Here is a 12,878-nt window from a genome sequence, read left to right as displayed (position 1 = left end):
AATATTCTCAGCCAAAAGGTTGAAAACAATATTATTATATAACAAGTGATATTTCCTATTGAAAAACAGGAAAGGAAAGTTAAGCTAAAACAGGGGCTCTGATATGAAAATCACCCTCAGGGATTGTACTAATAAGAACATCCCGAAAAACGGAGCAGTAATGATAATCAAACCATATTGGAATACTTACCAATGGAATAGCTTGATTAACTACAGGGAATTTAGGCAAATTCTCAAGTAAAGAAATATTTTCAACATTTGGAATGTATTTCCCTGCAAATTGATCCTGCTCTGTATGTGCAAGTATTGTTGATGAATAAGATTCATCAAGATTCTGGATATGATCGGCATACCAATCTGCAAACAGCTGATGATCAACAGTTAAATCCTGACCATTGGCCATAGGAACTGCTGCTGCACATCCTGTGAGCACACAAAATACTACTATGAGATATCTATTCATGTCCATTGAACCCAAAAGTAAATATTTTTATTGACTTAACAGTTCTACATCATAAAAAAAGCCTCACATATGTAAGGCTTTTGAGTATATCTATTTTTTAAACTAGACTTGAGTTGAATCAACAAAGACTCTGGCTTTAAATTCTTTGTCCATCATATACAAACCATGACCTTTTCCTTCAAACATTTTTAATTGGTCAATAATTTCATTAACAGTAGCTTCTTCTTCTACCTGCTCGTCAACAAACCACTGCATGAAATTCACTGAAGCGTGATCTTTTTCTTCAATAGCAATATTTACACAGCCATTAATCAAGCTGGTCACATGCTCTTCGTGCTTTAAGGTTTCTTCGAAAATATTTAATACACCATTCCAATCAGAAGGAACTTCTGCAATCGGCTCCAAAATAACTCTTCCGCTACGTTCATTTACGTAATCCAACATTTTCATCGCATGTGAAGTTTCTTCCTGAAATTGTACTTTCATCCAATTTGCAAAACCTGGCATTCCATTCGCATTGAAATAGTTCGACATTGATAAATAGAAATAAGCAGACCAAAATTCAGCATTGATTTGCTTGTTCAAGATTTCTTCTACTTTTTTACTAATAGCCATAACGTATAATGTTTTTAAGTAAGTTCAAATTCCACATCAAATGTAAGAGAAATATGCCAATCTAAGCATTGCAAACCGTAGCTTTAAACCTAATTTAAAATCAGACTAAATACCATATTTGTTGAACAAAAAAAGGCCTTCCAAACTGGAAGACCTTAAATTTTATCCGTTTAGGCTATAAATATTTATTAAATAGCGTCGATTATCGCATTTAAAGTAGCACTGGGACGCATAGCCTTATTTGCCAATTCCTCATTTGGCATATAATAGCCACCAATATTCATAGGTGCACCCTGAGCATCATTCAATTCAGTAACGATTTTTTCTTCGTTAGCTTCCATATCCTGAGCTACTTTTGTGAAAATTGCTTTCAATTCAGCATTTTTATCTTGTGCGGCAAGAGCTTGAGCCCAATACATAGCCAAATAGAAATTAGAACCACGGTTATCCAACTCATTCACCTTACGTGATGGCGATTTTCTTTCTTCCAGGAATTTGCTCACACCTAAATCAAGAGTTTCTGCAAATAAAGCAGCCTTCTCATTATTATAAACATTAGCCAAGTGCTCTAAAGAAACACCTAATGCTAAATATTCCCCAAGAGAATCCCAACGCAAGTGACCTTCATCCATAAATTGCTGAACATGTTTTGGAGCTGATCCTCCTGCGCCTGTTTCGAACAATCCTCCACCATTCATCAAAGGAACGATAGAAAGCATTTTAGAAGAAGATCCCAATTCCAAAATTGGGAAAAGGTCTGTTAAATAATCACGCAATACGTTACCGGTTACCGAAATTGTATCTTCCCCTTTACGGATTCTTTCCAATGAGAATGCAATTGCATCATCCGGAGTCAAAATGCGAATGTCTAAACCTGTAGTATCATGATCAGCTAAGTAAGTATTTACTTTTTTGATTAACTGAGCATCATGAGCACGATTTTTATCCAACCAGAAAATAGCTGGAGTGTTCGTTGCTTTAGCTCTGTTCACAGCTAATTTAACCCAATCCTGAATAGGAGCATCTTTAGCCTGACACATTCTGAAGATATCACCTTTTTCAACTTTCTGCTCCATTACAATGGTTCCTTCGAATTCTACAACGCGAATAACACCATCGCCCTGAGCAATGAACGTTTTATCATGTGATCCATACTCTTCTGCTTTTTGAGCCATTAAACCAACATTCGATACAGATCCTATGGTAGCTACATCGTAAGCACCATTTTTTCTGCAATCGTCGAAACAAACCTGATAAATAGTAGCATAACATCTGTCTGGAATCAATGCTTTAGTATCCTGAAGTTCTCCGGCAGAGTTCCACATTTTTCCGCCATCACGAACTACAACCGGCATCGAAGCATCAATAATTACGTTATTTGGAACGTGCAGATTAGTGATTCCTTTGTCAGAATCAACCATTGCAATATCAGGGCGGGATTTGTACACTTCCATGATATCAGCTTCGATTTCAGTTCTCTTAGCTTCAGGAAGATTTTGAATTTTATTATAAAGATCGCCTAATCCATTGTTGAAATTTACTCCTAATTCTTTAATAGTATCAGCGTGCTTGGCAATAGCTTCTTCATAGAAAACTTCAACAGCATGCTTAAACATTACAGGATCAGAAATCTTCATCATGGTTGCCTTAAGGTGCAGCGACCATAGTAATCCTTCTTTTTTAGCCGCAGCAATTTCTTTAGCATAGAAAGCACGTAATGCTTTCACATTCAGCACTGATGAGTCAATAACTTCATTAAGCAAAAGTTCTTGTTTCTCCTTCAGTACAGTTACATTACCTGCATTATCAACGTACTCTATGCGCACGTTAGTTGCTTTGGGCATGGTCACCGATTTCTCTGAACCGTAAAAATCACCCTCTGTCATGTGAGCAACGTGAGATTTTGAATCTGCAGACCACTTACCCATTCTGTGTGGGTTATTCTTAGCATATTGCTTAACAGAACCTGCTGCCCGACGGTCAGAGTTACCTTCGCGTAAAACCGGATTTACCGCACTACCCAAAACTTTTGCAAATCTTACTTGAAGTGCTTTATCTTCATCTGTTTTAGCTTCTTCCGGGTAAGTTGGAATATTATATCCTTTTTCCTGTAACTCAGCGATAGCTTTCTGCAATTGAGGAATTGAAGCACTAATATTTGGCAATTTAATAATGTTTGCTTCCGGAGTTAATGAAAGAGCACCTAATTCAGCCAAATAATCAGGAATTTTTTGCTCTTCAGTTAAATTCTCAGGGAAGTTGGCAATAATTCTTCCTGTAAGAGAAATATCCTTGGTTTCGATCTCAATGCCTGAAGTTTTAGTAAAGGCTTTGATAATTGGCAATAACGAATACGTCGCCAAGGCTGGAGCTTCATCAATTTTCGTGTAAATGATTTTTGACTTCTGTGCCATTTTGGTTGTTGTTTTGAGTGATTTAATAATTAATAAAAAGTCTCTGTTTACTTATTGAAATTTGAAATAATCACATCTCAAATTCAGAGTAAACATATGTATTTTTTTTATTTTCCGATTTAAAAGAATCTATTTTTTTAACGATTTTTTTCCTTAATTACAACTACCTAAAAATTAGGCTTCTGTACAAAAACAGAAGCCTAATTTAAACCAGTATATATATGCTGTATATCATATCTTCAATTTTTATTCAAAATCCAGGGAGAATTTTTGTTTAAGCAGTCCTAAAGCCGGATTTTTCTCACACAAATAATTAAATCGATCCGAATCGGTATACATTCTTTTTGCTGTTTTTGTCTGAATGATTTCCGTCTCAATCTGAATTTCCGAATTGTTTAATTCTTTTCTCAAATAGTTCCTCACCTCATTTTTAACAGAGATAACGTCATCTTCCTGTAAAGGATTGCTAACCATTAGAACAATACGGTCAGTCCCTTCTATTTTCGGTTTGTTAACCGTGATCGCTAATCGAATACGATCACTTTTCCCCTTGACAATTATATATTCTTTTAGCTTTGCTTCCAGCTTTTCCTGTGTAATTGGTTCACTGCCGGTAACAATAGATTCAATAGTACTTACAGCCTTTTTATCTTTGGGTTTGCTTGCAATATTGGTACGTGAAATACCACTATTTAAAGCTTGCTTGATAGAGACGGAACCTGCAAAGCTGGATTTTGAAGTAATACCTGCGCCATTGCTCTTTTCCTTATTTCTATTGTAAACGCCACTGGTATCGCTTACAGTTTGTGTTGTTTGAACATTTGAATTATGAGTAATCAATGGTTTAACCACAGTGCTTATGGCTTCTTCATCAACGATTATTTTCTGAAGTTTTTTTGAGTTCAGATTTAATTCAAGTCCTTTTTTTTTTAATTCAACTATCTGTGATAATTGAATTAAGCTTAATTCGATAAGAAGTCTTTGATTTTGGCTTGCTTTAAAACCAATATCACATTGATTTAAAATTTTGAGTGCTTCATACAGAAAATCGAGCGGGCATTTTTTGGACTGCTCTACATATTTTTGTTTTACCGAATCGCTAACCTCGAGCAATTGAATTGTTGCAGGGTCTTTCCCTACCAATACATCACGAATATGAGCACTCAAGCCAGCAACAAAGTGATGCCCGTCAAATCCTTTCTCAAGAATTTCATTAAGCATGAGAAGAACATCACTTACTTTTCCATCCAGAAAAGCATCTACCATTTTAAAATAGTAATCGTAATCTAAAACATTTAAATTCTGAATTACACTTTCGAAAGAGATCTCTTTACCAGAAAAACTAACAATTTGATCGAAAATAGAAAGAGCATCACGCATAGCTCCATCCGCCTTTTGAGCGATAACATTTAAACCTTCCTCTTCAATTACAACAGATTCCTTTTCTGCAATTTCTTTAAGATGTTTAACTGCATCTTCAACTTTGATCCGATTAAAATCAAAAATCTGACAACGCGACAGAATTGTAGGAAGTATTTTGTGTTTCTCGGTTGTTGCCAGCACAAAAATAGCATGAGCCGGAGGTTCTTCCAGAGTTTTCAGAAAAGCATTGAATGCCGAAGCCGAAAGCATATGAACCTCGTCAATAATATATATACTATAGCGGCCAATTTGTGGCGGTATTCGAACCTGATCAATTAAGGAGCGAATATCTTCAACAGAATTGTTCGATGCGGCATCTAATTCGTGAATATTGTAAGAGCGATTCTCGTTAAATGCAACACATGATTCACACACATTACATGCTTCAAAATCAGAACTAATATTGGAACAATTAATTGTTTTTGCAAATATTCTTGCACAGGAAGTTTTTCCAACACCACGAGGGCCGCAAAACAGATAGGCATGAGCCAAATGATTGTTTTTAATGGCATTTTTAAGGGTGACTGTAATGGACTGCTGACCTACAACCGATGAGAAAATCGAAGGGCGGTATTTACGTGCTGAAACAATATAATTCTCCATAAACTCTGACAAAAAAACCAAATTGGTTTCATTTTTTTTAGAAACTCAAATATACTGAATCAATATAAATAAAACACCAAAGGAGTTGCAGGATTTTCAATAAAAACACCTAAACTTCTTATTGCAAGCCTATTAATCAGGATGTCATATTGAAGATATTTATCTGCATAAAAAAGAGATACAGCATTACAGCTCCATTCCTTTCGTATATTCTTTGTACTCCGCTAACTTACAGGATCGTATCTTGTAACACGATGCACACCTTTTACGCGTTTTAATTTCACAATTAAGGTATCAAGATGCTCGGTACTTGCAATTATAACAGTAACATTACCTACAAAGGAGCCTGCGTTCGTATCGACAGAGATCGATCTCATTTGAACCCTAAGGTCTTTAGAAATAACATCGGATATATTACTTACAATTCCCAGCTCATCATCTCCTGTAATGTGCAATACGGCCTGATAAGATGCCGAACCTTTATCAGTCCAATTTGCTTTCACAACCCGGTATGGATAACGAGTCTGCATTTCGCTGGCATTAGGACAACCCAATCTGTGAATTCGAATGCCTTTACCGATTGAAATGAATCCGAAAATTTCATCACCAAAAATTGGATTACAACAATTTGCCAATGAATATTCAACATTAGAAACGTTCTCATCAACAATTAATACGTCTTCGCCTTCTTTCGTGATTTTCTTCGAAGAATAATCAGGACGTTCTTCAGGAACATTCTTCTCAACTTCTTTTTTATCAGTTAAAATATCTTTTATTTCAGATAATTCATGCTGTTCCAAAGCAATTCCCTGATACAAATCGGCAGCAATTTTGTACTTATAGAAAGTCATTAACTTTCTAATATTTTCATCACAAAATTCAATTTTCCAATTCTTCATTCTGCGCTTCAGAGTCTCTTTTCCAAGATCTGACTCCTTAAGCATCTCCTCCTTTATCGTCTGACGAATTTTATTTTTCGCTTTTGTAGAAACCACAAAATTCAACCAATCTAATTTTGGCTTTTGGGAATTAGAGGTAGTTACGGAAACCTGATCTCCATTATTTAAAACCTGCTTAATGGAGACATTCTTCTGATTGACTGTACCTCCTATACATTTATCACCAACATCGGAGTGAATTGAATACGCAAAATCGAGTAAAGTTGCTCCTGCTGATAATTGTTTTAAATCACCTTTAGGTGTAAATACATATATCTCCTTATGGTATAAATCTGCTTTAAAACTATCTATTAAATCGATGGAATCACTTCCGTGACTTTCAATAACTTCCCGAATATCCTGCAACCATGCATCCAATCCTCCTTCTTCGCTTTTTCCACCTTTATATTTCCAGTGAGCGGCAAACCCCTGCTCGGCAATTCGGTTCATCCGTTTGCTGCGAATCTGAACCTCTACCCAACGATTATCAGGCCCCATAACAGTGGTATGTAGAGATTCATACCCATTCGATTTTGGAATGGTGATCCAATCTCTTAGTCTATTCGGATTAGGTCGGTACAAATCACTAACAGCAGAATAAACTTTCCAACATTCAGATTTCTCTTTTTTCGGTGTCGCTTTTAGTATAACTCTAATGGCGAATATATCGTAAACTTCTTCAAACTCAACCTGTTTCTTCTGCATTTTATGAAGAATAGAAGCGATGGATTTTGTACGTGCTTTTACTTTGTATTTCATCCCGAATTGATCCAATTCAGCTTTAATTGGAGCCACAAAATCTTTAATATATTTTTGTCGTTGCTCCTCACTATCCTTCAATTTCTTTTCAATCTCGAAGTAAACATCAGGATTTAAATAACGCAATGCCAAATCCTCCATGTCAGATTTCACATTGTACATTCCCAAACGATGTGCAAACGGAATATATAGAAACTCTATTTCTTTGGATAAAGATTGTTGTTCCTCTACCGATTTATTCTCCAGATTCCGGAGATTAAACAATCGGTCTGCCATAATAATAAGAACTACGCGAACATCATCGGCAAAGCTTAATAACAGCTTTCTGAAATTCTCTGATTGAAGACTTGGATTTTGATTGTAAATATTGGTTACCTTAACCAAGCCTTGTATGATTAAAGTAACTTTAGGTCCAAACAATTCCGAAATTTCGTCTAAAGAAATCCGGTCTTTTTGAACGATATCATATAGCAAAGAACAAATTACTGAAGTTCTTCCTAACCCTAGTTCCTCAACAACAATCTGAGCTATCGAAATGCTTTTATATATAGCCGGTTCTCCATTCTTTCTTCTCTCACCATCATGATCTTTTAAGCTTAATTCAAATGCTTTTCGAACCAATTTTATATCCGCTCTGGTTACAATATTTTTACACGTAAGCAGTAAATGTTTGTATCGATACAAAATTTGTCTTCTTTCTTCTTCCCTGTTGAATTCAGTCATAAATATCTTCTTGTTATTAAGTCTTGGATTTGTTTAAAAAATTGATAAAAAAAACTGATTCATCACGATCATTCATCATTCAAAATAAAGGTCTCCTTCTCCTTATTAAGCACACTAAAAGTATAAAAGCTATTACTGAATGGCAAGCCGGTTAATACTTTTTAACGATTCAAAATTCTAATTATTCAAAGATACTCGTCTGAAGATCTAATTTTCAATCAATTGATAAAATAATACATTTCAAGAGCATAAAAAATGGTCTGATTTACTAAATTTGTTAGCTTGCGATCAGAAATCATTTTGAAATGTATTTATGTCTCTAACAGATAAAAAAAATATTCTTTTTACCAGATCTCTAAGTTCTGAACACATAATGTATGCTGAAGAATTAGGTCTGGCAGTTACAGCAAAACCATTTATTCAAATTGATCTGATCCCTCTTTCTAAAGAAAAAACAGATCTGATTAACTCAAAACCAGAATCAAATTGGATTTTCACCAGTCAGAATGCGGTTAAGAGTATTTCCAGAAACCTAAGTTCGTTAATCGCATTGGAAGAAAAAAAAGTATTTGCTGTTGGAGAAAAAACAGCAGAAGAACTGCTCAAAATTGGTATAGAAGCTTTACTTCCAGAACAACACAACTCGCAATCTTTAATTGAATTGCTTGAAGAACAAAGCGCCTCCTCTTACATTCATTTTTCAGGAAATTTAAGGCAAAACAGCATTTCTGATTTTATGACTGAAAAAGAATTTGATTTTGAGGAAATAGAGTGCTACCAAACAAATTTGCATCAACCGGATGTTACCATTACTGATTTTGATGCCATCTGTTTTTGCAGTCCGAGTGCTGTTCATAGCTTTTTTAGCAAATACAAAATCAACGAAACTGTTCCCTGTTTTGCTATTGGAAGTACAACTGCTGTAAAACTGCTGGATTTTTCCGAACATGTTGTCATGTCTGAAAATACAAATGTATATTCCTTACTCGAAATTTGTCACAATTACTTAAATTCATAAAACCCACACAATATGTATCAATACAAAAGAAGTTCCGAATTATTTACCGAAGCCAGCAAATACATTCCCGGAGGTGTAAACTCACCGGTTAGAGCGTTTAAATCTGTTGGCGGAACTCCTGTGTTTATTAAAAAAGCAAAAGGAAGTATTCTTACCGATGTTGACGGAAATGAGTACATCGATTACATCTCATCATGGGGACCAATGATTTTGGGGCATGCATACCCAAAAGTAATTGATGCCATCAAAGCAAAAGTTGAAGATTCAACATCCTTTGGTGCTCCAACTGAATTGGAAATTGAGATTGCCAAGTTAATTGTGGACATGGTTCCAAATATTGATAAGGTAAGAATGGTTAATTCGGGAACTGAAGCTTGTATGAGTGCAATTCGTGTAGCCAGAGGTTACACCGGAAAAAATAAATTTATCAAATTCGAAGGCTGTTATCATGGTCACGCCGATTCTTTCTTAATTAAAGCCGGCAGCGGCGCAAGTACTTTTGGGGTAACAAATTCACCAGGTGTTACTCCTGGCACAGCAAACGACACTCTAACTGCCAAATACAATAATATTGAAGACGTAAAACAATTAGTTGCAGAAAATAAAGGTGAAATTGCGGCTATTATAGTGGAAGCAATTGCTGGAAACATGGGCTGTGTTCTTCCCCAAAAAGGTTTTCTGGAAGATTTACGTGAATTATGCGACAAAGAAGGAATTCTATTGATTTTCGACGAAGTAATGTCTGGTTTCCGTCTTGGAAAAGGTGGTGCTCAGGAATACTTTGGTGTTAAGGCTGATTTGGTAACTTTTGGTAAAGTTATTGGTGGCGGAATGCCTGTTGGAGCTTATGCAGGTCCCAACGAAATCATGAAGGTCGTTTCTCCTGTTGGACCAGTTTATCAGGCAGGAACCCTATCGGGCAACCCTATTGCTATGATTGCAGGATTAACCCTGTTAAAAGAGCTTAACGAGAACCCTCACTACTTCGCTGAACTTGCGGATAAAACAGAATATCTTCACAAAGGACTGGATAAGGTACTTTCGGAATCGGGTTTTGATTACAGAATTAACCGTTGCGGTTCAATGATCAGTATTTTCTTTACGGATATTGATGTTGTTGATTTTGACACAGCAACAACAGCCAACAATGAAAAATTCCCAAAATTCTTTCATGAAATGCTGAAAAGAGGCATTTATCTTCCTCCATCATCATTCGAGAGTTATTTCCTGTCTAATTCATTGACCTATGCGATGCTTGATAAAACCATTCAAGCTGCAAAAGATTCACTTGAAGCAATGAAATAATTTCTTTTTTGAATACCTGCAAAGTGTAATTTCGCTATAAGATTCAAGCATATTTGTAACCCAACTTTGAGTTGGGTTACAATTACAAACTAAAACCCGATAAAATGATCATCACAAAAGATAATTTACAGAAAACCCACAAAAGAATACAACCGTTTATTCACAGAACACCCGTTATGAGCTCACAACTCATTAACGAAATTGTTGGAGCTGAAATTTACTTTAAGTGTGAAAATTTTCAGAAAATGGGTGCATTCAAGATGCGGGGAGCTACCAATGCAATTCTTCAACTAACTGAAACAGAAAAAGAATTTGGAGTCGCCACTCATTCATCGGGTAATTTTGCTCAGGCAATAGCTCTTGCAGCTAAAGTACAAGGCATTAAAGCATATATTGTGATGCCTTCAAATGCCCCGGAAATAAAGAAAATAGCTGTAAAAGGTTATGGTGGCGAAGTTATTGAGTGCATTCCAACCCTTGAGGCAAGAGAAACAACTTTAAACGAAGTTGTCAATAAAACCGGTGCGGTTTTTTTGCATCCTTACAATGATTATCAGGTAATTGAAGGACAGGCAACTGCTGCAATGGAGTTGATTGAAGATTATCATGATTTGGATACAATTTTCGCTCCTGTTGGTGGCGGAGGTTTACTATCCGGCACAGCTTTAGCTGCATTTCACTTTTCCCCAAATACCAAAGTAGTAGCAGGAGAACCTCTGGGTGCTGATGATGCCTGGCAGTCGCTTCAAAAAGGAGAAGTTGTTCCGCAAACTAATCCTCAAACAATTGCTGATGGTCTGTTAACCTCATTGGGAGATAAAACATTTCCCATCATTAAAGAACATGTTGAAAAGATTATCAGAGTGGAAGAAAAAGAAATAATTGCAGCAATGAGACTGATTTGGGAGCGAATGAAGATTATTGCAGAACCATCTAGCGCCGTCGCTCTTGCTGCTCTGATAAAAGAGAAGAAAAAGTACAAAGGCCAAAAAATCGGAATCATTCTTTCGGGAGGTAATGTTGAGTTAAGTAAGTTGCCATTTTAAGGAAACCAATAATTTTAAATTCAATGGAACTTAAAAAACTACTTGATCCTTTTCCGGTAAAAGAAGAAGCCAGATTGGTTGCTCGAAGTATCGCAGAGAATCCCACGTATATAAACGAACTGTGGGATATTTGTATCAGCAATGAGAAACATTCCTGGCGGGCAACATGGATTTTAGATAAGATTTATGATATTGCTCCTGATTTGGTTCGCTTGTATCTTCCTCAAATGATTGACCTTGTTCCTTCACTTACCAACGAAAGCAAATTACGACAGTATTTAAAATTGATAAGCTTAGAACCTCTTCCAAGCAATATATCCGGTGATTTTATCAATTACTGCTTTGATGTGTTGATTTCCAGTACATCAGCCATTGCAATAAAGGTGTATGCCATGCAAATTCTATACAATTTCTCTTTACAAGAACCGGATATACAAAATGAACTAGCTCTCGTGATCGAAGAACAAATGGAAAATGGAAGCGCAGGTTACTGTTCCCGTGCCCGAAGAATACTAAAAGCCATTAGTAAATAAGAACACAATGCGCATCTGTTTAATTTTTCTTATCCTGATAATAATACAGAATATCTTACCGTTAAGTAGATATAGTAAGATTATTCATATTAATTATTTGTCCGAATGAAAACCATTCAGTTTAGATTAAAAGCACGTAGGGTCTCTCTCCTATTTATCTACCTTCTTCTTATTCAATCCTGTTCTTCGGATAAACATGATGATAATGATCAAAGCCAGGAATTAATTGAAATATCTGACAATGGACCAACCGCTGGAAATCCAAATGGAAATGCTTCTATTCCCACAGAAGCAAAATTGGAAGATGTTTCTCAACCAGACATAGTTATTGGAAATGGAACTCCGGAAAGTTGTACTTCCCAAGCCTTTATTGATGCAGTCGCTTTAGGAGGAAAGATTGTATTCGACTGTGGATCGGAACCAATTACAATAAGACTAACAGAAACAGCCAAAATATTTAACGACGCCAGTAAAGACATTGTAATTGATGGTGGTGGTTTAGTAAGCCTTAGCGGTGAAGGAAAAACACGTATTCTTTACATGAACACTTGTGATCAAGATCAGCACTGGACTACATCACACTGTCAAAATCAAGATCATCCAAGATTAACTTTGCAGAATCTTACTTTTATCAATGGCAATTCAAGATCGGAAGATCTATATGATGGTGGTGGTGCAATTTGGGTTCGTGGTGGTCGTTTAAAGATTGTTAACTGTCGTTTCTTTAATAATGTTTGTGCCGATTCAGGATCCGATGTTGGTGGCGGAGCCATACGTGTTTTTAGTCAGTTTGAAAACAAACCTGTGTATGTGGTTAACTGCACTTTTGGTGGCGCCGAAGGATATGGAAATGTTGGTTCGAATGGTGGTGCAATTAGCAGTATCGGAGTTTCGTGGACAATTATAAACAGTTTGTTTTCTTACAATCAAGCAATTGGAAATGGAGGAAATCCATCACAAAGTGGTACTTCCGGAGGTGGAAGTGGCGGAGCCATACGTGTTTTTAGTCAGTTTGAAAACAAACCTGTGTATGTGGTTG

10 protein-coding genes are annotated in these 12,878 nt (G+C 36.2%); 5 read left to right on the top strand and 5 right to left on the bottom strand.

Translation table 11 applies throughout. The annotated features are described in order from the left end of the window. Positions 1-79: 79 nt before the first annotated feature. The 5 genes from QUH73_RS17570 to QUH73_RS17550 form a co-directional block, all read right to left on the bottom strand. Positions 80-469 carry a hypothetical protein gene (locus tag QUH73_RS17570; RefSeq protein ID WP_289531743.1) on the bottom strand — a complete coding sequence of 130 codons (390 nt, stop codon included), beginning with the start codon at positions 467-469 and terminating at the stop codon, positions 80-82. 96 nt (positions 470-565) lie between these two features. Next, positions 566-1,078: a ferritin gene (locus QUH73_RS17565; protein ID WP_289531742.1), complete on the bottom strand. Its 513-nt coding sequence runs from the start codon at positions 1,076-1,078 to the stop codon at positions 566-568. A gap of 188 nt (positions 1,079-1,266) precedes the next feature. After that, a complete protein-coding gene (locus QUH73_RS17560) occupies positions 1,267-3,492 on the bottom strand; it encodes an NADP-dependent isocitrate dehydrogenase (protein WP_289531741.1) in 2,226 nt (741 codons plus the stop codon). Between the two features lie 246 nt (positions 3,493-3,738). Continuing rightward, positions 3,739-5,517: a DNA polymerase III subunit gamma/tau gene (locus QUH73_RS17555; protein ID WP_289531740.1), complete on the bottom strand. Its 1,779-nt coding sequence runs from the start codon at positions 5,515-5,517 to the stop codon at positions 3,739-3,741. A gap of 224 nt (positions 5,518-5,741) precedes the next feature. Then, positions 5,742-7,937 (bottom strand): RelA/SpoT family protein, encoded by a 2,196-nt coding sequence (locus QUH73_RS17550; protein WP_289531739.1) that lies wholly within the window; start codon positions 7,935-7,937, stop codon positions 5,742-5,744. A 313-nt stretch (positions 7,938-8,250) separates the two neighbouring features. Between QUH73_RS17550 and QUH73_RS17545 the strand changes: the two genes are divergently transcribed. The 5 genes from QUH73_RS17545 to QUH73_RS17525 all read left to right on the top strand — a co-directional run. Next, complete coding sequence (locus QUH73_RS17545) at positions 8,251-8,955, top strand: uroporphyrinogen-III synthase (RefSeq protein ID WP_289531738.1); 705 nt, start codon at positions 8,251-8,253, stop codon at positions 8,953-8,955. Positions 8,956-8,967: 12 nt separating this feature from the next. Beyond that, the gene (gene hemL, locus QUH73_RS17540) at positions 8,968-10,260 is read left to right on the top strand and encodes a glutamate-1-semialdehyde 2,1-aminomutase (protein WP_289531737.1); all 1,293 of its coding nucleotides are present in this window, start codon (positions 8,968-8,970) and stop codon (positions 10,258-10,260) included. Between the two features lie 104 nt (positions 10,261-10,364). Beyond that, on the top strand, positions 10,365-11,306 hold the full coding sequence (locus QUH73_RS17535) for a pyridoxal-phosphate dependent enzyme (RefSeq protein WP_289531736.1): 942 nt from the start codon (positions 10,365-10,367) through the stop codon (positions 11,304-11,306). Positions 11,307-11,329: 23 nt separating this feature from the next. Further along, positions 11,330-11,839, top strand: coding sequence for a hypothetical protein (locus QUH73_RS17530; protein ID WP_289531735.1), 510 nt, complete (start codon positions 11,330-11,332; stop codon positions 11,837-11,839). A 105-nt stretch (positions 11,840-11,944) separates the two neighbouring features. Further along, a partial coding sequence (locus QUH73_RS17525; protein WP_289531734.1) for a hypothetical protein occupies positions 11,945-12,878 on the top strand: 934 nt, incomplete at its 3' end.

It is taken from the genome of Labilibaculum sp. K2S, from assembly GCF_030372765.1.
Lineage (GTDB): Bacteria > Bacteroidota > Bacteroidia > Bacteroidales > Marinifilaceae > Labilibaculum.
Note: the sequence above shows the minus strand (reverse complement) of the source record. Positions and strands in the feature narration are given on the sequence as shown.